This window comes from Paenibacillus maysiensis, assembly GCF_000520815.1.
GTDB lineage: Bacteria > Bacillota > Bacilli > Paenibacillales > Paenibacillaceae > Paenibacillus > Paenibacillus maysiensis.
Window position 1 is genome coordinate 1 of sequence record NZ_ASRY01000216.1, and the last position, 21,087, is coordinate 21,087.

Genomic DNA, 21,087 nt, shown 5'->3' on the forward strand with positions numbered 1-21,087 from the left:
TCGCCGATATGCTTGGAATCTGTGAAATATGCTTTGTACAGAAGCTCCAACACTTCCGCACTCTTGCCATAGGTACCCGCAAACTTGATCAATCGATGCGCATCGAGCGAATTAGTAGGGATTATTCGGTCAAATTGAAAATCCACTCCATCACCCTTCGCTTGTTGGGCAAATTGTTTATGCACGGCCTTGGCTTCTTCTCTACTGCCACCATGCTTTGAAACATACAAGTCGTGTATATCGTAAGCTGGGTATTTCTCGGCAAAAGGATCTAGCTGGAAGCTCCGGTACTCCACATTCACTTTATCTTTGGATGCAAACCGCCCCAGCCCGTCCTCGAAACGCTGTTTTCCGATATAACAAAATGGGCAGCCAATATCCGACCAAATCTCTATTTTCATTTCGTTCCTCTCCCTTCACTTGATAAACAGATCGAATCCTTTCTCAACTGTTGTATACAATCGGCATTTGATGAATTAAGGATGACTCGGAAGCTGCATGATACATAAATTTAGCGATATTTTCTCGAGATACCCCCATCTTGGCTGGCTGATCGCCTAGCGAGTAAGCATAATGAACGTTTTCCTTATGCCTTACATTTGGATTAATAATCCGAACTACTGTCCAGTCTAAAGAAGATCGCTTGATGATTTTCTCAAGCTTTTTCAATTCGTTATAACCATTCGGAAACATCACCTTGGCCATAATTCCCGGTACAACTGTGGCAATCGAATTCCGATCCTTATCAGATTTCAAGGTTGGAGTAGCAAGTGTAATGAGTCGTTTCTTATTTAACTTTCTCATCGCATTTACAATAACCTCATGACCATCCGCAACAGGGGTACCTTTTAATTTTCTGGACGTATCGAGTGCGGGTCCCAATGTGCTAATGACGACATCAGCATTCGATAGTGCTTGTTCCACCAAGTTTTGATTAGATAATTGACCTTCGACAACATTTAGCCTCTCATGTTTCTGTCCAATTTTCCCCGCATTTCTAGCATAAAGGGTAACGTTATCCCCGTTTTGAATTGCTACCTCAGTCAAAATTTTCCCAATTGCACCACTACCACCAAAAAGCGTTATGTTCATTAGTTGATCACCTCGATATTTTATTGTTAGATTGCTCTTTTGACCCAATGAACATTTAGGTTACAGCAAAACTTTATCGAACTTTTGTTGAATATATATCGTCCGTTGGTTATTATTATATGGGTTATGATGATTACTTCAATCGCCAATAAAGTGATTTTTGTTTTATATCCAACGGATTCAACTGATTTGTTAAATATCTTCTGGGGGCTATACATTATGGGAGTTAAAATCGATCGAAGAATATTAAAAACAAAGGCAGCCATATTTAATGCATTTATAGGTTTGATCTCGGAGAAGGACTTTGAAGAAATAACTATTAATGAGATTGCGGATCGGGCGAATGTTAACAGAGGAACCATTTATTTTCACTACACCGATAAATACGATCTTCTTAACAAATGCATCGATGAGCATTTGAGCAGAATGATCTCCGTTTGCATCTCAACCGATCCAAATCAGGAAAAGGTTGATTTCATCCATTCTTTGTTACCTGTTTTTCAATACTTTGAGCAGAACCATACGTTTTTCGCTTCCATGCTTTCGAATAAAGGAATCCCTGCTTTTCGGGAGCATATGTTGGAGATCGTGACAGGGAATATAAAAGACCAAGTCAATATGGAGGACCTTAATAAGGGGTATGACAAGCTATTGATCACGCAATTTATGGCCTTTGCATTCATTGGGGTAATCGAATGGTGGATTATAAATAACATGCCACATTCACCGAAATACATGGCCGAACAGGTATGGGGATTGTTTAAAAGGAATCAGGTATACCCTTCATAAGCGAGATAACCCGTTTTTTAACTTATAGTTTAGCGAAAACAAGTTATTTGAGAACATCATGTATTACACGATGTTCTCAACGAGTATGAAAAAATTAGGTATCACAATTCTGCATAGTTACTAATCGTCCTTCTTCTTAATAAGACCCCCAAAGAATACTTTATTTTCCTTGAACACCTATATGCTTAATGAAATATGTTAGAGGACCCATGCCAAATCCTGAGCTTGGCGACCCTTTTCCTCAAATACTTTTTTGAAAATGAACTATCTCGATGCTTGGCGTTCATTTCTTATCTTTTGTCTATACATCCCTGGAGCCAAACCAAAATGTTTGCGGAATAGTTTAGATAGATGTGCTGTATCCTGATACCCCACATACTCAGCGATCCAGTTGATGGTGTGATCGCTATTTAGCAGCCAGTGTCGTACCTCCTGAAGTCTAATATAAGTAATGTATTCTTTAAACCCACAATCGGTCTTCTGCTTAAACCACTGACTGAAATAGACTGGATTCAAATGGACTTCAGAAGATACCTCCTCCAACGTTAATGATCTTCTAAAGTGACAGTTTATATAATGTAAAACGCGTTGCACCGCAGGTTCCCCAGCTGTATTGATAAGTCTATCCAAAAGATCAGGTATTTCTGTCATACTTAGAAGCCAATCCGTATCCCCGGGCAACTGATTCACAGTAATGACTTTAGCTCCTGCATAATTCCTTGTGATCAGCTCCTTCACTTTCATGAAATCATTCTCGTCTATTTGTATAAGAAGAACACTCATGAGTTCCTTCCCCCTTTTATGCTCGAAGTATACGAATAGTTTTATGGAATAAAACATAACGTGAAACGGTACACATTCCAAACAAAACTTGATTTACACCATAAAACTCTAGATTAAGACACTATTAGGATGTTCATTTTCATTGCTATAATAACCATATGTTAAATAAACTAACTCGAGGAGGCTAAACCATAATGGAAAGTATAAAAGAGTTAAATGTATATCCTGAAAAAGGACATAGCATCATGTTTGTGTTCCGAAGAAAACCAGGGATGTCACTTGAAGAGTTTCGCTATCATTATGAATTCACTCATGGACCTCTTGCTACCAAGCTTCCGGGGCTTATTTCTTATCGGCAGCATCCTACTCGTAAACCGGGGAAGGGAGATGGGGCTTATGTCCCCGACGAAGCACCCTATGATGCTGTTTCGCTATACATCTTCGAAAATGCAGCTGTAGCAGAGGCAGCTTGGGTTTCGCCGCAAGGTTTGTTAGTGGATGAAGATACACTAAAATTTATAGATACTGAGACCATGATCAGCTTGCCTGTTATCCCTCGGCAAGTCCTCTAAATTCATGTTCATAACATTAAATTTGGAACAGCCGAAACACCTCCATTCGTTATGGAACATGTTTCGGCTGTTTTACCTCTACTCTGTAATGATTTTTCCATTGGTAGCGATGACTTCTTTGTACCAATTGAAACTCTTCTTTCGTGTTCTCTCAAAAGTTCCCGATAAATCATCGTGACGATCGACATAAATGAAGCCATAACGTTTACGCATCTCTCCGGTGGAGTTGCTTACGATGTCTATGCATCCCCAACTAGTGTATCCCATGACCTCGACTCCATCTTGAATCGCTTCTGCGACTTGCACAAGATGCTCGCGGATATAATCAATCCGATAGTCATCCTCAACAATCCCCTTCTCATTCGGGACATCTATTGCGCCTAGGCCATTCTCGACAATAAACAAAGGTTTTTCATATCTGTCATAGAACTGATTTAACGTGTAGCGCAATCCCTTTGGATCGTTTGACCAACCCCACTCGGAAGCTGAAAGGTACGGATTTTTAACCGCGCTCATAATATTGCCTCTGGATTGCTCATTAAGTTCAGGATCTGTCGTTGCACAGTAACTCATGTAATAGCTAAAAGAAATGAAATCGACCGTGTGTTTAAGTGTCTTCAGATCCTCTTCTGTGATATCGAGATCAATATTGGATTCTCTGAAATAACGCAGTATATACCCAGGATATTTACCTTTGACTTGCACATCTGCAAAGAAGAAATTCTCCCTGTCTTTACGCATGGCTTCCAACACATCCTCTGGTTTAGGTGTAAGAGGATACATTGGGCCACCCGCTATCATGCACCCGATCTGAGCATCAGGAATAATTTCATGACAAGCCTTCACTGCTAAAGCACTTGCAACGAATTGATGATGGATAGCCTGATAAGTTACTTGCTCAGTTGCCTGATCAGGATAAATTCCTCCTGCAATAAAAGGACCATGAAGCATCATATTAATTTCGTTGAATGTCAGCCAATACTTTACTTTGTCCCCATACCGATCGAAAACAACTCTCGAAAAACGTTCAAAAAGAGTAATCACTTCTCGATTAGACCAGCCACCGTACTTATGGACGAGTCCAAGAGGCATTTCATAATGAGAAAGTGTAACTAATGGTTGAATTCCGTATTTGAGCAGTTCATCAAATAACCGATCATAAAATTCCAGACCTGCTTCGTTAGGAATGGCTTCATCTCCATTCGGAAAAATCCGGGTCCACGCTATAGAAGTTCTTAGTGTTCGGAACCCCATTTCTGCGAACAATGCGATATCCTCGGGGTAACGATGGTAAAAATCAATGGCCTTGTGTTTGAGATATTCACCATCAGGCTTATCCAGGATCTGACCGAATATTCCGTCCGACAACACATCTGAGACAGATAATCCCTTACCATCCTCCAGATATGCACCTTCGATCTGATTCGCAGCCACGGCTCCGCCCCAGAGAAAGTCAGGGGGGAATAAATCCCCCGACGTTTTAATTTCATTGACCGATTTTTTTGTAAAATCCATTGTTTTTCACCCTCCAAATTTTCTTTATCCGATTACCTTCATTAAAGGATCTTTTTCATCAATACTTCCGATTGATTTTGCATTAACATCGATATAGTCATTATAATTAGCTACAATAATAGGCGTTACCGTGTCATAGCCAGCTTTTTTAATCTGTTCTATGTCGAACTCAACCAACAGATCGCCAGCCTCAACATGTTGACCTACTTCAACGTGAGTCTCAAAATGTTGACCGTTCAGTTTAACGGTATCTATGCCAATATGAATCAATATTTCTGCTCCACTGTCAGCCACAACAACAATGGCGTGTTTCTTCTTGAAAACAGTCGCGACCGTACCTTTGACAGGTGACACCGCTCTTCCTGTAGTGGGTCTAATTGCAATCCCTTTGCCCATCATACCAGCTGCAAAGGCAGGATCACTGACTTGCGAGAGTTCTACCACTTCTCCATGAATAGGACTAAGAATAGGTTGAACACGATCTGGATTATTAAATTGTACCGTTACGGGTGCTTTAGGATCACTCTCTATCGTCCCTGTAATTGTATTATTCGAAGAGACGGTTGCAGCTTCTTTTCTCTCTGGAATATCTTCAAATCCAATAATGAGCGTCAGAACAAAACCAACAACAAAACTAACTGCACAGCCGATCAAGAAATACAGGAATGTGGAACCGAAGAAAAATGGTAACCCTGCAATCGGCCCGGTACCAATTCCCGTGGCACCAACTTTAAACCATCCCATTATTGCACTGCCCAGCCCTCCAGCAATAGCAGCTGCGATCAATGGTTTTTTTAACTTAACGGTTACACCGTAAAGAGCAGGTTCGGTAATCCCGATAATGGCATTCAGTGCTGCTGTTCCAGCTACAGCCTTGAATTCTTTGTTCTTGGTTTTCAAATATACCGCAAGAGTCGCCCCTGCCTGACCCGAGTTGGCTGCAACTGCAATCCCCATTATATAGTCAACACCATACTTAGAAAGGGATTGGAACATGACTGGCAAGAACCCGTAATGCATACCTGTGATGACAATCAGCGGATAAAATCCTCCGAGAAGAAGCCCCGCTAGCCATCCATAGTTCATGTATAGTGAAATAAATCCGACGGCAATTCCATTTCCTATGAGTGTTCCAGCAGGTCCAAGCGCAATGAGAATGATAGAAGAAACAATGAACAATGTAAGCAGTGGCAAAAAGATAGACTGAAGAACCTTAGGAATGATACGTTTTAAAATCTTTTCCACATAAGACATAAACCACACGCCCAGAATAATGGGTAATACAGACGATGCGTATATGACTGAAGTAATCGGGATGCCAAGTAGGGTGACAGGTGATTCACCGTTCAAAAGAGCACCTAAGTTAGGATGAATCAAAACACCCGCAATCGCCCCAGCGACATATTGGTTGGCATTAAACTTTTTCGCCGTACTAAAAGCAAGAAGGATAGGCAAGAAATAAAATGCCGCATCGGCGAATATAGATAGCAACTTGTATGTGCTACTTTCCAAAGATACGAGTTCAAAAGATGAGAGTAATGTGATAATCCCTTTAAGTAATCCCGCCCCGATGATTGCTGGAATGATTGGAGCAAAAATACTTGAGATGACATTAAAGAAGGAATTGATAATCCCTTTGAAGCCTTTCGAACTTGATGCAGAACTACTATCATCCGAAACTTGACGGTTACCCAGCAATTTTACAAATTCGCTGTGAACATCGGATACCTTATCCCCAACAATAATTTGAAATTGCCCCCCATTGACTGTCACTCCCATAACACCCTGTATAGCCTGAATACCAGCTTTGTCTGCTTTCTCATTGTCTTTAAGGGTAAGACGCAATCGAGTTACACAGTGAGTTACATCTTTTACGTTTTCTTCTCCACCTAATAAAGGCAGTATTTCTTGTGCAATTTTCTGATTGCTCATGCTGATCCCCCCGGGATTTTAATGAAAAACGGAAGCAAAAAAGACCCAAATTCAACCAACTTACGCCCCGCGGTAGTCGTAAGTTCGTTAGAATTTAGGTCTTGCCTGCTCGAAGCAGTTACAATCCTACTTATCCTAAAGAATTATTCGTTTTGTGAATATGAGCATAATTTAGCACGTACTTTGGAATCTGTCAACGCTTACATCAGGTGTGAAGATCTCAACTCCTGTTGACCACTCTTTCAATATGGATCGTCAAATAGAGTAATTCGTCCTTGTTTAAGAGATAATCATAGCTTAGCTTGATGTATTCTTTGATTTTCCAGGCACATTCATAAGATGGCTTATACTTATCTTTCACAATATTTAGCAATTCCTCATCTTTACTTTCCGTCATAATTTTATTAAACATCCGCTGGGAAAAAAATTTGAGATGAGTTACGAATCTGAAGTAGTTAAGCGATTCTTCATCCAAATCAATTCTGAATGTATATTGAACAATGTTTAGGATTTCCTTAATTAATCTTGTGATATTTGCCGCTTCAGGTACATTTTCGTTCATTTGAGCATTAACGATATGGAGGGCAATAAAGCCAGCCTCATCTTCAGGGAGTTCCACACCAAGACGCTCTTTAATTATGGACAGAGCTTCCATGCCGATTCCAAATTCCAATCTATAGAATCGTTTTATTTCCCAAAGGAGTGCATTATGAATATCTATCCCTTGTTGATGACGTTCGATTGTAAAATTAATATGATCGGGAAGCGAAATATATATGCTTTCATTCAGTTTTCGATTCGTTTTCTGCATAGCATAGTTAATAATATCTTCTGTAAGCGACATAATCTCCAACGATATTTTGTTTAATAACGTCTTTAGTCTATCGGTAAGTTCCTTATTCTCAAGGCTGAATACTTTCTCAATTTTGGACTTATCAACGGTGTCGCCTTTTTTCTTTTGAAAAGCGATCCCTAAGCCCATAATCACCAATTCCTTGTTGTCTTCATTCATCGCCGTGATCACATTATTGTTGATCACTCTTGAAATCAACATGAATATCCCCCCAATGTTCAAAAAGCATAAAAAAAGACAAGTCTCCATTGACCACTGTGCTTGTCTGAATTGTATGTGATTCTAACATTTTGCTTAAATGAACGTCAATTATCAAATTTAATGTAATGCTGTGTAGCCATCAACATTTTTGTTGTGCTTTACTTACCTACGGACATGATTTGTTTGGCTAAAATAAGACTTCTCAGACAAATAAGAGACAATTAATAGGAATACTATAAACCATATGTTGCAACACTCCATGCCACCTGGTGAGGATTACGTCAACGCCAGATTTTTCTACTAACCTAGTGGCTAGGTCCAAGACCGACTGTATATATTTCTCGCCTGTCCAGCAGTATGAGATAAACTTTTTTACCACTCTTAATATCATCCTCCGAAAGTCATAGTTAGTTGCTGCCATTCTGCATTTTGGCTCGGCAACGGCCTTGCTCACCGATCCATTCCGGGAAACGTATTTGTCTTTATTGGACGAAGCGAAGGCTAATGGGCAGTTCACCTCCTTTGATCCCAATTATCGGGGGAACCTTTGGGAGGACAGGCTGGAGGAATTTATCGCACTGTCCAGAAGAGGAATTAAACATCATTACGGGGCTGACTAACCGCCATGCTTCATTGGATCTTTTACATGGGTTGGGAGCGAAGATCACGTTGAATTTGTAAAGGCAGCCGATAATCGGCTGCCTTTACATTTGAATAGTGTTTGCAAAATTATAATTCTTATTTTCTAGAATAGGCTCGCAGATTTGCGTACATAGGCCTTGCAAGAGCACATTTCTAAAGTGCTTGCCGTATCAACATCTGACCAATAGAGCCGCTGGCGCCAAACAGGTGAAGCCCTCCTGGAAAGTGTCTTAGAACGTTGATGCTACTTTGGCCACTTCTTGAAGTCCTTCTTTTACAATCACCTCTGCACGATCCTTGTACTGATTATGTCCTTCAATAATAACCTCGGTAGTTTGAATTCCGAAAAGGCCAAGATTCATCTTCACTGGTTTAACCGATTCAAGCAAAATGCCGCCTCAATAACTGAGATTTGTAGGCTATTGGACGCTGGTGAACGGACGGTAAGAGAAAAGATTAAAAAGTGGATTGAAGAAGGGTTCCTGGAGCCAAAAGATCCGGAAGCGCAACGTATCCGTACTATCGTTCTTTCAACCCAATATGAAGAGCTTGCCGCCGATATTCGCAATGAATCCGAAAAATATCAGTATCTTTTGGGTAGTGATGACTAAACAGACAGTGCCCATCGTGATTCATTATGTTGACAAGATAGATAACACAGGAAAAGAGAGCTCCGCGGAGTTTATTCGCGGGACTCTCTTTTTGTTTTCCTTAAGTCTACCATCTGCGGCGTTCGTCGCCTCTCAGGGGAAAGTCGCTCAAATCTCCGAGTTGGTCATGCGCATCTTTGTAAATTCGGATCATAGCTTGTACCTTGTTAAAGTCGCTGTCTTCCGGGCCGAATCCTTCCATATACATTTTTTGAATGATGTTCTGGAAAAATTCGATACGCTTGCGGATGGAATCCTGCTCCATATGCAGCACATCTTCAAAGCTGTGTGCCTCGGCAAATTCAGACAACTCATCTGGCTCCTGCTCTTGAAATCGCTCTCCCCGGGTTTCAGGATTGAGATCAATAGAGGTGCGCAAGGCTGACAACAAAATATTTTCCCGTACCAGCATGACATGAAAATCCTTGTTCTTAAACAGGTCCGCCACGATCAGACGGCACATTTCCTTGTTCTGCAACAGAATCCCGTCAAAGGGATGCAGCGTCCACACACCATAATTAAAAAATAAATTGAAATTAAAGCTGCTGCTTCCATACTGATACACAATGTTGATTTTCGATTCGTCGATGATTTCAAATGAAAATTCCAGCATGCATTCTCCTTTGGGATTCCAATATTTAACTCTATCCTATCAGAAAATGCATGATTTTCAATAAAAAATTTTATTTCAAGAATCATTTAATTCCACGATAGAATCGGCTTTTTCGCTACTGGCAGCTACAAGCAGATAGACAATCACACATCCCATAATAAAGGACATCATACGCTCGTTCTCTCCTTTGTTATTTCACTTTTTAAGAGTTTATGCACGAGATTGCTATGTATGATCATCATGTCCTTTATTTGCTGCCCCCAAACCAAAAAAGACGCCTTTCGGCGTCATTCGATATAAGCTGTACTCCAAAGTTAGTTCAGAAACGAGCTTAGTCCTTCGGAAGAATCGTTATCCTTCAAACTCTTGGGCTGTTCCTTCCCTTCTATCCCCAAACGTTGGCTGAGGTTGGCGTTGATTGCCGTCATTTTGCTCGTATAATCATGACAGCTTTCAATAATTTGACGGTTGGATTTTTCGGACAGATCCAAAGCAGATACCAAATCCCCAATCGCCTGATTCACAGCCTCCAGTGACATTGAAGGCTTGCTAAGTAAATCCGTCGTTCTCTCGGTCGTCGTTTTGAGAAGCTTGGCATTTTCCTTGAATTGATTCTCAATCGTACGATTCGTGGCATCCACGGCTGAAATGATTTTGTCCTGATCCGCCAGTGCCATCGCAATCATAGCCGATACAGTGATCAGATTCGATGTTTTATCAATGGCATTATTTACGGAATCAATCAGTTTATCATTATTATCATTAATGATATCCGTGGCCGCAATCGCCTGATTGTAGAGTAAAATCATTTCGGTCATCGACTGCGTGCGAGTAACCACCTTGCGCAGTCCCCGTTCCAGATGAGGCTTCCGCGTTTCATTCTCCGGCTTGGCAATCTCAGTCTCGAACAGCTCCTTCAACCGATTGCCAAAGGCGATCTTCGTCTGCAAATTGTAGATTTCCTCAATGGAAGCCTTTTTCAACTGTCTCATACTGACGATGTTTTCTTCCAGATTATCCTTACCGTCTCTCAAGGCCGTAATGATTTGCTCAATGTTCGTTTTGACCGACTGATATTTGTAAATGTAGTTCTTCAACGGGCTTTTCCGCAGAAGCTTGCCGAAAAGGCTCACATTTTTGCTCTGCTGGAGCGTTTCGCATTCATCCCGCAGCTTTAAGATCATGTTCGATACCTCGGCCCGGTCGCCGGACATGAGATCGTTCACCGGACGATCCAGCATTTTAAGAGTCTGTCCCGCACGCTCCTGCGTTTTTACCCCCAGCTTCCCGATGTCGTCCATTAAGGTATCCAGGCTCATGACATCGCTCTGTGACACCTTCTGAATGAGCTGTGAAGCCTCCTCAGTCACCTTTTGTTCGTCTTCTTTTTTCAATTCAGCCCATGGGGTCGCCATAACGCTACCTCCTATCCTAAACAATAACAGTTATCCAAAGGCTAATAGTTATTGTTTAGGGCAGCTATGCTGCTTTTTTTATTTTCATAAAAATAGCCTACAATTCGGAACTGCTGTACCGCTGGTGAATCAGCTCGGCTTTGCTTTGTAATTCCATCAGATCCTTGTGCTCCACCGTGGATACAATCACGGATATTTTGCTATCCACATCCCGCAAGCCGTTTAATAACGTTCTCCGGTTGGTTCGCTTGGAATCACCGCTGAGCCGGAGAAACGGATTAATCAGTCCGTTCAGGTCCTTCAAAATCAATCTCCGAACGGTGTGGTTTACTTCGCTGTTATTTAATTCATGCAAAAGCGGAATCACCCGCTGTAAACGTGCGAACAGAGCCAATGCCTTCTCGACGATCTCGTTATCGAGCGCATCCTTTTGCCCCTCGGAGATTACCATATCCTCCAATACCTCCAGATACTCCATAACCTGAGCAAATTCGCTGCTCACCTGGTCTGGTAAGCGTGGTCTTCCAGTCATAGGCTTCGATGGTTCCGAGGCTTCCTTTTCAATCTTCTGTGTTTCAGCAGCTTGCCCCTGTACTACCGGAATAACGGAACCCGTCAGATTGGGTCGGGGATGGCGGATAGCCATAACGACGTTGTATCCCCCTAAACCAATGATCGGAATCGCCAAACACACAAAAAATGGCAACCAAAAGCTCAGCAAAAGCGCAATCAGATAGCTGGCCACGGCAATCGTGGTTCCCCACATTTTTGACGTCATAGCTTGTACCTCCTGACGTAAACCCTTACCATATTGTAGAAAATATACTCTACATGTGTCAATGTAAGGATTTACGTATGGTGATTGGCTGCTCGATATGACTGGCTAAAATGTCGTATTGCGGATGAAGCGGACCGACCTCGTGACCCAAAGCCGATTTCACCGCCAGATAAGGAAAATTGATGCCGGACAAGCATGATACATGCAGCCCCCCGGACATCCGTGGATTGATTTCCAGCAGTTTGGGACGCTCGCCGTTATATTTTACCTGAATGTTATAATTGTACGGAATGTGATACGCCTCAGCGACCTTATGCGCCACATCCAGCAGCTCGGTATGGTGCTCCAGCAACCGTAACCGCCCTCCCGCCTTCCTGCGCGGAACTGCTGCCAGCAGCTTTCCGTTTCGGTCAGCCAGGCAATCAATACTGTATTCATAGCCCTCCAGCAGCTCCATCACCATCAGGTTGGAGAACGACTCTGTGGATGACAATACACGATGTGCCTCCTCGAACGAGATATGGTTTAGCGCATGGCCGAACAGCTCCTCCAGCGGATTACGTTCATTGTCGATGATGCGAAAGCCCATTCCACCCTCTGCATTACATGGCTTGAAGCATACCTTATGCTCGCGTGCCGTTAACGTCTCATAAGCCTGTTTAAACTGCTCTGCATTGCTGGCAATGGCATAATCGGGAATCGTGACGATGTCCTTTTGGCGAATGGATTCGTAAAATAAATCCTTTTCCATCAACTGCTCCAACAGTTCGGTATCCCGGCATACGATGACCTTCGTCCCAATTTCGTCGAATAGATGAAGATTCTTGCTAATATCGAGCATATTCCACCGTGGAATAAAGACATCAATTCCGTGACGCCTGCAAAAATCAGCGCAAAATTGTGCGTACTCCACACCACTTGTACGCGGCTCTACTTCAGCTACATCACTGGCCTGTAATGCCATATGCTGCGGGTCCGAGTGCGTCGCATAGATCTCGAACGGAATACCGTCCTCATTGTTACGAATAGCATTCATATAATGATACGCCACCGAAAACCAGCGGTTAAAATATACCTTGACCTTCTTCACAGAGCCACGTCCCCTATCTATTCTGAAAATGAAGTTCGAGCTGCAAACACACTCCGATGTATTTCATGAACATACGCCATGATTTCGTCCGCTGCATAAGCCCCCGACACTTCCGTAAAACGGTAATTGACCTCCAGCTTATCCCGCAGCTGTTCCCGGTACAGCTCGCCATGACGTGGAGCAATCGCATAGTCGGCATAGTCCAGCAGACAACGGTCCAGCAAAGAGTCGCCGGACGCTACAACAGGACCTCCATCCGTGAGGTTACGGATATGCTCCACGGCTGCCTGTTTATTCACAGCCGCAGGCACCAGATACACCTTGCGCCCCTGAATGGATACCTCCCAGCCCATTTCACGCATGATTCGCGCCTTCTCCAGCACCTGTTCCAGCGGCATACGATCCCGTTCAATCATGAAAGCATAAAATAGCTCATCGCAAAAATGCTCGTTTACGACCCAGTCTTCATGCAGCACCTGTCCGAACACCTGACGTGCTTCTTCCGCATTGGCACCATCTCGGCGTACTTGTTCGTGGATACTCCGATTCCACTCCCGATCCACCTCGCCTCCGACGATGATGTTACCGCCATTACTGGTCACGGCGTACGTCGGAACCAGCTCCGTTTGAAACACCGTGATTCGTCTATACTGTGCCATCGTGCGGGTCGTCACAGGCATAAACATCACGTCTTTTGGCAGCGTCTTTAGCAGTTGGAGGGCTTGTGTTGAAATAAACGCCGCCGTTGCCCCTTCAATGTGTTCCGCAGGCAGCAGCCCAGGGGACTCCAGCGGCACGCCAAGCGAACGTTTGGAGTAAATTAGCGTCTGGTCCAGGTCACTTGCGTAGATCATTCTTGTCCTCCCTTAAGCGGCTTGATGATCCCGCAGCAGGAATAGGTCAGACCTTCAAACACCTCGACAGGCACTCCCCGGTCCTTTGCCAGGAGCATAATATGTTGAAGATTCGGATTATCCTCACGGTCAATCAGAATTTTCCACGGCACCCTACGCAGCAGTACACGGGTCGTCTCTCCCACACCGGGCTTGACCAGATTGATATCCCGAATACCAAAAGCCTTTTGAATCGCCTCGATATCCCGTAAGCCCTGCCACGTCACCGCAGGTGGATTCAATGTCATCTGTCCAGCATACGCAACGGCAGCTTCAGCCACGTCTTGAAAGTAACCGGAAACCGTATCCACAAACGTATTGGACTGATCGACCGACCGCCAGGATTCATAAAATTTGGCCCCATGAAAATCGTCCGGACCTATCAGATCGTCGCGCAATACCGTCCGGCTCATCAAACCAGATACGGTCGAATTCAGACAAGCGCTCGGGATCAAATAATCTTCCCGTGTACCGAAGGTATCCGAGCAGCTACCCGGATCAGCCAGCACCGCCAGATCATCATTCAGGCGCAATCCGTAATCCGCGTTCATCTCACGGCAAGCCTCGATCAGCACCTGCCGAATCGCCCCTTTTCCCGTCCAGCCATCGACAAACTGGAGTTCAATATCCAGCCCATGCTGCTGTAAAATATACAAAATAGCATTCCGGTCAATGCCTTTGCCGCGAATAATGGAAATGCTGTAATGCGGCAGGGAAACGCCGTACTTCCAATCAATATACCGCTTGATCAGGATACCGATGGGCGTTCCTGCTCTGGCAAGCGAAACAATTGCCGTGTTCAGGCCCCTTTTTCTCACAATCATTTCAGCCACAGAAGCTGCGGCCAACGCGACTTTTTCGGCCGATTGAGCAAGCGTTTCGTGAAACAACGCAATATACTCCGCTGTAGGCTCATATTCCACCGGAAGCATTTCTGAATAATGGACTCCCGACTGAATCGCCTCTTCACGATCCTCCGTCCCTTTTTCCAACGTAACGCGGCTCAAATCCTTCAATAAAAAAGTAACATCCGATGCAGGATAGCTCCCCAACGGCTCGGGCGGATGAATGTTCTTCTGTTGTATTTGCTTAATGAGTGTCTGCTTCATATCCGTGCTCCTTTACTCTCCTGCCCAGTTAATCGGTTAAAATAAACGACATGCACTTGGTCGCAGCCAAGACGGGTCAAAGCATCCAGCATGGGCTGCATTCGCTGCGCGACCGACTCCCTTTCGATCAACACAAAGATCTCGTCATACTGACCAGGATCAACATTATAAATAAAATTGCGTATCGTCCCATCATCAGGTGAGGGATAAGGCACACCACAAACTACGCCATATCCTTCCTCACGATGGGGGTAAACCGGGCTGCGCGTCGTCGACTGATAATACACATTCGGGCCTAGCTCCGCTGCAATCCGCATCGGAATGTACATAAATTCCCCCGTACCCATCACCAGGGTGCGCTGCCCTGAACGAAGCTTCTTCAATCGTTCCGCAGTACGCGTAATTTCCGCATCCAACGCAGTATTATCGGCGGATTGCAGGCCGAAACGACCTGTATATTTCAAATAAGCAGCCTTATTGGCGTATCCGTCCGTTGACATCGAGCTGTGTACTACCCGTTCAAAATCAGACGCATCCTCTTCAAAACAGTGGTCAATTATTCCAGAAGCGTCTGTCGTATCCTCTGCTATGCTAGTAGCAGCATGTTCTGCGTGCCCAACTCGCCCAGCGTATTCTGCGTAATCCAGCATCGGCACTCCTTGTACCTCAATCTTTCCTTTGAGCAAGCTTAAAGGCGTAATCGTAATGCCCAACTCTGCCTCCAGATCGGTAAAAGCCTGCTCATCGCTGTCTGTCCGCCAATCCAATAACGAAGCAATCACATATTGCTTTCTTGGAAAATGTGCCTGAATATCCCGAATGATATTAAGGGTCGTTTTGCCCGTCGTAATTTCATCATCTACCAGCACAATGGGGCCGTCTCCCGCAAATGCATTCTCATCCAGCGCATAGCACCGATGATCAACAGCGTGCGAATGCTCTTCTTCAAAACGAATGACCGGCCGAAGGCCCGGAATATCCTCGCGCGTCGTATGGATATACGAGGCACCATCGTCAAACAACCGATACATGCTGTGTCCCAGTGCTGTAGCCGTCTCGGCAAAACCAACAAACTTGATCGGCTCCGAAAAAGAAAAAGCCAAACGCTCATCCATCAGCTTTCGGTAGGCCTCTTTCGCATAGTCCGGGTCTAGAAGTCCTCTCACGGCCTCTCCGATCAGCTCGTCCATCTGTTGTCCTGCCTGTGGGACAAGCTCCTTGTACAGCAGTATCGCAAGTGCCGCTCCACTCAACAAAGAGGTGTATGGGTTTACCGGAATATGCTTGCCTAGCACCTTGCTGACAAACAAAAACGAACGCTTCTTGTTCACCCGCGCCGCCATCGCAAACAGCTTGTCCACAGGAAGGCGGAATGGATTATGTGTTTCCGTAATTTTAACGCTGAACTGCTCCAGAATAGGCAGCAAATGTGTTTTCGTGATTGGGTAAGAGACTGACAAAATGTTGTTGTTCATGTAACACCCCGTATACTTTTGATCTGTTTATAATACGATGAGCCCAATTTAAATGCGGCTTAATTTCATTCATTTTGTTGGCATAGGTGCTTTTGAATACACCCAGACTACCGTCATTACGCTCCACAATCGCGAGGGCATCCATATACTCCTCATGTGTCACTGCGTACATGGCCTGTACCGACTTAATATGGGAAGGATGGATGATCGTTTTGCCGATGATGCCATTTTCCTTGTCCATCATGACCTCTCGGATCAGTCCGTCCATCGCATCTGAAATGAAGTCCATCCGCAGGTTGCGTCCCTGCTTACCTAATGTATCCTCAAAGGGTGATACTCTTAATTGAGGCTTAAACACACGTTCCCGATGGGAGAAATATTCCCACACCGGACCGGAAATGACATAATCCGAGTCTACGCGTCCAAACAGGTTGATAATATCAGCGATGCAATCCCGAATGACGGCAATTTCATAGATTGTAATATCCGGGCTACGTCTCAAGCCAAACAGGCTGGAAAAATCAGTTGCCCCAATTCGTACATTCAGCACATATTCCTGATACTCGTCCAAAATCTCTTTGATCGACAGCAGCTCATTCCAGCGGGTTTCCCGGTAAATGATGTTGGAGCTTTCAAGAATCGGTAATCCGTACAACACAGGGATATTCCGTTCAGCCTTAGCGTTAGTGTTGATGTCATCTCCAGCAACAGCTTCGCTTTCCCCTTCGACCTCCGTACCCGTGCGCTTCCCCCGGTTATATCCGGCAATGAGTTCAAAATATGCTCGTCCATTGTCAGAAGAAAACTTGGGCAAAACAAAGCCCGTCAGCAGTGTCAAGGATTCTCCTAACCCGTTCAGTAGCCGTTCGAGCTGTTCCACAGATCGCACACGTACAAACAGCAGCGGCAAACTCTGTTCACTCATCGCACCTGTCCGTACATACGACAATAATTGATGCAGTTGCTGCGCCAGCGATTGTTCCGCCTGTCCGACCTGCTGATCCCCTATAGCATCCTCCAAATCCAGAATGACTGTCGTCAATCCTTCATGTTTTCCATTTTTGATCTCTACCGCTACTTCCGAGCGGGTAGCAGGCATGTACAAAGCTGCTCCTATCGCATAAGCCAATATACTTTTGGGAGAACGGTTATGAAACTCCAACGGTGGAGTACAAAAGATCGCTTCTACTTCCTCAGAGGTCAAATCATTAAAATATTTCAGGGCCTTCTCCTCCTCTTGCTCTTTCTTGCCTGACTGAAGCCCTGTGCCTCGGGTATAAAAGAAATCCCCCCTTAAGTTCAGGAGGGATTTCGCTATACTTTGTACATTAAGCCTCTTCGTCGGCCTTTTTCTTTCTTTTCGCCGAGCTAATAACCATTGTGCCTACAAAGACGGCAATCAAAATGCCGAAGAACAAGACCTGCGACATATGAAAGCCAAAAGCAGCAGCCAGCATTTTACCCCCGATAATGGCGATCATAATAAAGGCTGTCTGTTCCAGTTCCGGAAATTTATCAATGAGCTTGAGGAACACTTGAGCAACACCGCGCATCATCAGAACGCCGAGAATACCACCCAGGAACAGAACCCATACCTTCTCGCTCACACCAAAAGCGGCAATGACGCTGTCAATACTGAAGGCAATATCCATCAGTTCGACCATTAATACCGTTTTCCAGAAAGAAGTAGGTTTGTTTTTCACTTCTCCTTCACCTTCGGACTTGAATAAGCCCTTATAAGCAATATAGAGAAGATAGGCCGCACCCAGTACCTTAATCAGCGTGAACTTAATCAGGAATGTACCCAAGCCGATGGCCAGGAACCTGAATATATACGCACCCAAAATCCCGTAAAATAAGGCTCTCTTCTGTTGCTCCTTCGGTAAATGCTTAACCATAACCGCGAGAACCAAGGCGTTATCCGCCGACAAAAGACCTTCCAGCAAAATGAGAGTTCCAATAATCCCCCAACTCACCGGGTCAGAAAGCGTAGCTACAACATCGCTCCATGAGAAGAAATGGCCGTAGTTCTCGCTGATATTTTTAAATAAATCATTCAACATGAAAAGAGTGCCTCCGATAATTCAGTTTATTTGCTACCCTGCGACCAGCGCATGCCCCAGTTATGTGCACGATCCAACTCACGATGACCGCCATAGAACTGCACGAGTCTTTCAATGCTGAACGTTTCATCGTTCACGTTTTGGAGCATGGCAATCGCACACATCCCCTTGCGGTTGTCATGTTCATTCAGGTGAACGACAATATCCGGTCCGTCCTTCTGGTACAACGTGACCACCCCGTCCGCCTGCGACCAGTTCGTAACGCCTTCATAAATGAAGCTAAACACCAAAATTCGCTTGATTTCAGAAATTTTGGCTCCGTTGATGCGGAGATTTTCCCCTGTTTTCACAGAACCAGTACGGTCGTCGCCGTCCAAGGCAATGTACGGGAAGCGAGTCAGCGAGCCGAAAGCTTCACCTAGCGCCTGAACAACACCTTTATCCCCGTCCTTCATCTCATACAAGCAGCCCAGATCCAGATCGACACCCTTGGAGCCACGACTGAAAAAGCCCTTGCTCTGCTGCACCTGATTCCAGTTCAGATTGATCAGGATTTCACCCAATCCGCCCGAGCCTTTTTTCAGATTGATGGTGTCGCCCTTCTTCTTCAGCTCAATTTTGCGCAGATTCAGATTCACCGGTGTTACAGATGGCTCAGGCTTCGGAGCAGGAGGTGCTGGCGGCGGTGTTGGTGCTGGCTGAGGCGTTGGAGACGGTGGTGCAGGCACTGGCGCCGGAGGAGCCGGATTATTTTCCACTTCAATCCCAAAATTAACGCACAACGCATCCAATCCACCGGAAAAACCCGCGCCAATCGCGTTGAATTTCCATTCCCCGTTATGACGATACAATTCCCCAATGACAATCGCCGTTTCCACTGTAAATCCGCTGTCCAAATTAAACCGCAAAACCTCTCCGCTAACCGGATGAGCAAAACGAATGAACCCACCTTGAACCTGTCCAAAATTTTGCCGTTTCTGATCCGCATCATAAATCGTCAACGTAAACGCAATCTTCTCGATGTTTGCCGGAATTCGCGTCAGATCAAGGGCAAATTGCTTTTTGTCACCGGACTGTTGTCCGTCTGAATATGTGATAAAGGGCGTGGTTGGATTGTTATAAAAAATTAAATCCTCATCGCCTGATACTTTTCCTCCAGGACCCAGCAAAAATGCCGAAGTATCCAGTTCCAGAGACGCTGGGGACTCCCAGCCAATCCCTACGTTGACATGGGTCAGACCCGGATTCGTTTTGGTCAAATCCGCCTTCTGTCCCTTTACTACGATAACAGCCATGATTGTGTCACCTTTCTGTCCGTTTGTCATGTGTCAGCGTACGCCCATTCAATGGCTTAAAAAGAAAGGGTAGCGCCCTATGGACACCACCCCAAGTGGATATTATTGAGCGTCCAAGCCATAGTTTTTAGCAAGCGCACCCAATCCACCAGCAAAGCCACTGCCGATCGCCTGGAATTTCCAGTCCGCATTCTGACGGTAAAATTCACAGAATACCACGGCCGTTTCGGTGGAGAAATCCTCTCCCAAATCGTAGCGCAGCACTTCACGATCCGTCGCTGCGTCTACCACACGTACGAAAGCATTGGACACTTGACCAAAGTTTTGCGCGCGTGCCTCGTAATCATAAATGGTAACCGTGATCCCGATACGGTGGATGTTCGCAGGAATCTTCGAGAAATCAACGATGATTTGCTCGTCATCCCCATCGCCCTCACCTGTGCGGTTATCGCCTGTATGGGTCACAGATTCTGCTCCGCCTGTTGGATTGTTGTAAAATACAAAATCATCCGCAGTTTTCGCTTTGCCATCTTCATAAAGCAGGAAAGCCGAAGCATCCAGGTCAAAGTCCGCGCCACCGCTGTATTTGTTCGTATCCCATCCAAGACCTACGACAACACGGGTCAAGCCGGGATTCGTTTTGGTCAGATCAATACGTTGTCCTTTGGAAAGACTAATGGTCATACTTTATACCTGCTTTCTTTGTATAGATTTTAGTTACACCAAACCGTAATCGCGAGTCAACCCTGCAAGACCATCCTGGTAGCCACTGCCAATGGCATTGAACTTCCACTCACCACTATGACGATACAGTTCGCCTACAACAACGCCTGTTTCGATCGAGAAATCTTCTCCCAGATCAAAGCGGACCAATTCTTCATTGTTTGCTTCATTAACGATACGAGCATAAGCACGGGACACTTGTCCAAAGTTTTGGCTGCGTTCTTGTGCTTCATAGATTGTAATCGTAAAAGCGATCTTTTCAACGTTAGCTGGCACGCTGCCCAGATCAATTTTAATTTGCTCGTCATCTCCGTCACCATCACCCGTACGGTTATCACCGGTATGAACAACAGAGCCGTTCTCATTTTGTGGGTTATTGAAAAAGACGAAGTTCTTATCCGATTCTACTTTACCTTCTGCATTAGCCAAAAATATGGATACGTCCAAGTCAAAATCCTTACCGCCGTCGTATTTGTTCGTATCCCAACCCAAACCAACCGTGATTTTGGACAAGCCTGGATTAGTTTTCGTCAAATCAATCTTTTGACCTTTGGATAAGTTAATTGCCATGATAAGAACCCCTTTTCCATAATTAAGTTTTGTA

Annotated in this window: 23 protein-coding genes; 4 read left to right on the plus strand and 19 right to left on the minus strand. The window is 44.7% G+C overall.

Features of this window, described 5'->3' with window-relative positions; translation table 11 throughout:
* The coding region (locus L696_RS0115675; RefSeq protein WP_025684521.1) for a DsbA family oxidoreductase at positions 1-401 on the minus strand (401 nt) is incomplete at its 3' end.
* A gap of 43 nt (positions 402-444) precedes the next feature.
* Complete coding sequence (locus tag L696_RS0115680; RefSeq protein ID WP_025684495.1) at positions 445-1,092, minus strand: NAD(P)-dependent oxidoreductase; 648 nt, start codon at positions 1,090-1,092, stop codon at positions 445-447.
* Positions 1,093-1,311: 219 nt separating this feature from the next.
* Here L696_RS0115680 and L696_RS0115685 point away from each other — a divergent pair, with 219 nt between their 5' ends.
* Positions 1,312-1,881 (plus strand): TetR/AcrR family transcriptional regulator, encoded by a 570-nt coding sequence (locus tag L696_RS0115685; RefSeq protein WP_177235816.1) that lies wholly within the window; start codon positions 1,312-1,314, stop codon positions 1,879-1,881.
* Between the two features lie 264 nt (positions 1,882-2,145).
* Here the strand turns inward: L696_RS0115685 and L696_RS0115690 are convergent, their stop codons facing one another.
* Positions 2,146-2,664 carry a helix-turn-helix transcriptional regulator gene (locus L696_RS0115690; protein WP_025684496.1) on the minus strand — a complete coding sequence of 173 codons (519 nt, stop codon included), beginning with the start codon at positions 2,662-2,664 and terminating at the stop codon, positions 2,146-2,148.
* Between the two features lie 194 nt (positions 2,665-2,858).
* Here L696_RS0115690 and L696_RS0115695 point away from each other — a divergent pair, with 194 nt between their 5' ends.
* Complete coding sequence (locus L696_RS0115695) at positions 2,859-3,236, plus strand: EthD domain-containing protein (protein WP_025684497.1); 378 nt, start codon at positions 2,859-2,861, stop codon at positions 3,234-3,236.
* A gap of 78 nt (positions 3,237-3,314) precedes the next feature.
* Here L696_RS0115695 and L696_RS0115700 read toward each other — a convergent pair whose 3' ends face one another.
* From L696_RS0115700 to licT, 3 genes are all read right to left on the minus strand, one after another.
* Positions 3,315-4,751: a glycoside hydrolase family 1 protein gene (locus L696_RS0115700; RefSeq protein WP_049827408.1), complete on the minus strand. Its 1,437-nt coding sequence runs from the start codon at positions 4,749-4,751 to the stop codon at positions 3,315-3,317.
* A gap of 24 nt (positions 4,752-4,775) precedes the next feature.
* Complete coding sequence (locus L696_RS0115705; RefSeq protein ID WP_049827409.1) at positions 4,776-6,683, minus strand: beta-glucoside-specific PTS transporter subunit IIABC; 1,908 nt, start codon at positions 6,681-6,683, stop codon at positions 4,776-4,778.
* Between the two features lie 220 nt (positions 6,684-6,903).
* A complete protein-coding gene (gene licT, locus L696_RS0115710) occupies positions 6,904-7,737 on the minus strand; it encodes a BglG family transcription antiterminator LicT (protein WP_025684499.1) in 834 nt (277 codons plus the stop codon).
* Positions 7,738-8,213: 476 nt separating this feature from the next.
* On the opposite strand from licT, the gene L696_RS32375 reads away from it, so the two are divergent.
* Positions 8,214-8,357 carry a hypothetical protein gene (locus L696_RS32375; RefSeq protein ID WP_209440974.1) on the plus strand — a complete coding sequence of 48 codons (144 nt, stop codon included), beginning with the start codon at positions 8,214-8,216 and terminating at the stop codon, positions 8,355-8,357.
* A 252-nt stretch (positions 8,358-8,609) separates the two neighbouring features.
* On the opposite strand, the gene L696_RS31495 is transcribed toward L696_RS32375, so the two are convergent.
* A complete protein-coding gene (locus L696_RS31495) occupies positions 8,610-8,768 on the minus strand; it encodes an NADPH-dependent FMN reductase family protein (RefSeq protein ID WP_209440975.1) in 159 nt (52 codons plus the stop codon).
* 33 nt (positions 8,769-8,801) lie between these two features.
* Here L696_RS31495 and L696_RS29640 point away from each other — a divergent pair, with 33 nt between their 5' ends.
* Complete coding sequence (locus L696_RS29640) at positions 8,802-8,990, plus strand: hypothetical protein (RefSeq protein ID WP_025684500.1); 189 nt, start codon at positions 8,802-8,804, stop codon at positions 8,988-8,990.
* Positions 8,991-9,096: 106 nt separating this feature from the next.
* Here the strand turns inward: L696_RS29640 and L696_RS0115725 are convergent, their stop codons facing one another.
* From L696_RS0115725 to L696_RS0115785, 12 genes are all read right to left on the minus strand, one after another.
* Positions 9,097-9,642 (minus strand): hypothetical protein, encoded by a 546-nt coding sequence (locus L696_RS0115725; protein ID WP_025684501.1) that lies wholly within the window; start codon positions 9,640-9,642, stop codon positions 9,097-9,099.
* 314 nt (positions 9,643-9,956) lie between these two features.
* The gene (locus tag L696_RS0115735) at positions 9,957-11,057 is read right to left on the minus strand and encodes a toxic anion resistance protein (protein WP_025684502.1); all 1,101 of its coding nucleotides are present in this window, start codon (positions 11,055-11,057) and stop codon (positions 9,957-9,959) included.
* A gap of 97 nt (positions 11,058-11,154) precedes the next feature.
* Complete coding sequence (locus L696_RS0115740; protein ID WP_025684503.1) at positions 11,155-11,835, minus strand: hypothetical protein; 681 nt, start codon at positions 11,833-11,835, stop codon at positions 11,155-11,157.
* Positions 11,836-11,893: 58 nt separating this feature from the next.
* Entirely contained in the window at positions 11,894-12,925 is a 1,032-nt protein-coding gene (locus L696_RS0115745; RefSeq protein WP_025684504.1) for an ATP-grasp domain-containing protein, read from the minus strand.
* A 17-nt stretch (positions 12,926-12,942) separates the two neighbouring features.
* On the minus strand, positions 12,943-13,779 hold the full coding sequence (locus tag L696_RS0115750) for an HAD family hydrolase (RefSeq protein WP_025684505.1): 837 nt from the start codon (positions 13,777-13,779) through the stop codon (positions 12,943-12,945).
* A complete protein-coding gene (locus tag L696_RS0115755; protein WP_025684506.1) occupies positions 13,776-14,927 on the minus strand; it encodes a cysteine protease StiP family protein in 1,152 nt (383 codons plus the stop codon). Before L696_RS0115755 ends, L696_RS0115750 begins: the two co-directional genes overlap by 4 nt.
* Positions 14,924-16,270: a phosphoribosyltransferase family protein gene (locus L696_RS0115760; protein ID WP_025684507.1), complete on the minus strand. Its 1,347-nt coding sequence runs from the start codon at positions 16,268-16,270 to the stop codon at positions 14,924-14,926. Before L696_RS0115760 ends, L696_RS0115755 begins: the two co-directional genes overlap by 4 nt.
* Positions 16,271-16,322: 52 nt before the next feature.
* The gene (locus L696_RS0115765; RefSeq protein WP_025684508.1) at positions 16,323-17,564 is read right to left on the minus strand and encodes an HpcH/HpaI aldolase/citrate lyase family protein; all 1,242 of its coding nucleotides are present in this window, start codon (positions 17,562-17,564) and stop codon (positions 16,323-16,325) included.
* A 166-nt stretch (positions 17,565-17,730) separates the two neighbouring features.
* Positions 17,731-18,465, minus strand: coding sequence for a TerC family protein (locus L696_RS0115770; protein WP_025684509.1), 735 nt, complete (start codon positions 18,463-18,465; stop codon positions 17,731-17,733).
* Between the two features lie 26 nt (positions 18,466-18,491).
* Positions 18,492-19,760, minus strand: a complete 1,269-nt coding sequence (locus L696_RS0115775; protein WP_025684510.1) for a TerD family protein — start codon at positions 19,758-19,760, stop codon at positions 18,492-18,494.
* Between the two features lie 102 nt (positions 19,761-19,862).
* On the minus strand, positions 19,863-20,444 hold the full coding sequence (locus tag L696_RS0115780) for a TerD family protein (RefSeq protein WP_025684511.1): 582 nt from the start codon (positions 20,442-20,444) through the stop codon (positions 19,863-19,865).
* Positions 20,445-20,477: 33 nt separating this feature from the next.
* Positions 20,478-21,053 carry a TerD family protein gene (locus L696_RS0115785; RefSeq protein WP_025684512.1) on the minus strand — a complete coding sequence of 192 codons (576 nt, stop codon included), beginning with the start codon at positions 21,051-21,053 and terminating at the stop codon, positions 20,478-20,480.
* Positions 21,054-21,087 lie beyond the last annotated feature (34 nt).

Excerpts from the sequence above, each read along its gene's own strand:
- L696_RS0115740 (WP_025684503.1), bottom strand. The coding sequence starts at position 11,835 with ATGACGTCAAAAATGTGGGGAACCACGATTGCCGTGGCCAGCTATCTG.
- L696_RS0115755 (WP_025684506.1), bottom strand. The coding sequence starts at position 14,927 with ATGAAGCAGACACTCATTAAGCAAATACAACAGAAGAACATTCATCCG.
- L696_RS0115695 (WP_025684497.1), top strand. The coding sequence starts at position 2,859 with ATGGAAAGTATAAAAGAGTTAAATGTATATCCTGAAAAAGGACATAGC.
- L696_RS0115705 (WP_049827409.1), bottom strand. The coding sequence starts at position 6,683 with ATGAGCAATCAGAAAATTGCACAAGAAATACTGCCTTTATTAGGTGGA.
- L696_RS0115685 (WP_177235816.1), top strand. The coding sequence starts at position 1,312 with ATGGGAGTTAAAATCGATCGAAGAATATTAAAAACAAAGGCAGCCATA.
- L696_RS0115680 (WP_025684495.1), bottom strand. The coding sequence starts at position 1,092 with ATGAACATAACGCTTTTTGGTGGTAGTGGTGCAATTGGGAAAATTTTG.
- L696_RS0115735 (WP_025684502.1), bottom strand. The coding sequence starts at position 11,057 with ATGGCGACCCCATGGGCTGAATTGAAAAAAGAAGACGAACAAAAGGTG.
- L696_RS0115760 (WP_025684507.1), bottom strand. The coding sequence starts at position 16,270 with ATGGCGGCGCGGGTGAACAAGAAGCGTTCGTTTTTGTTTGTCAGCAAG.
- L696_RS0115700 (WP_049827408.1), bottom strand. The coding sequence starts at position 4,751 with ATGGATTTTACAAAAAAATCGGTCAATGAAATTAAAACGTCGGGGGAT.
- L696_RS0115690 (WP_025684496.1), bottom strand. The coding sequence starts at position 2,664 with ATGAGTGTTCTTCTTATACAAATAGACGAGAATGATTTCATGAAAGTG.
- L696_RS0115770 (WP_025684509.1), bottom strand. The coding sequence starts at position 18,465 with ATGTTGAATGATTTATTTAAAAATATCAGCGAGAACTACGGCCATTTC.
- L696_RS0115785 (WP_025684512.1), bottom strand. The coding sequence starts at position 21,053 with ATGGCAATTAACTTATCCAAAGGTCAAAAGATTGATTTGACGAAAACT.
- L696_RS0115775 (WP_025684510.1), bottom strand. The coding sequence starts at position 19,760 with ATGGCTGTTATCGTAGTAAAGGGACAGAAGGCGGATTTGACCAAAACG.
- L696_RS0115750 (WP_025684505.1), bottom strand. The coding sequence starts at position 13,779 with ATGATCTACGCAAGTGACCTGGACCAGACGCTAATTTACTCCAAACGT.
- licT (WP_025684499.1), bottom strand. The coding sequence starts at position 7,737 with ATGTTGATTTCAAGAGTGATCAACAATAATGTGATCACGGCGATGAAT.
- L696_RS0115780 (WP_025684511.1), bottom strand. The coding sequence starts at position 20,444 with ATGACCATTAGTCTTTCCAAAGGACAACGTATTGATCTGACCAAAACG.
- L696_RS0115725 (WP_025684501.1), bottom strand. The coding sequence starts at position 9,642 with ATGCTGGAATTTTCATTTGAAATCATCGACGAATCGAAAATCAACATT.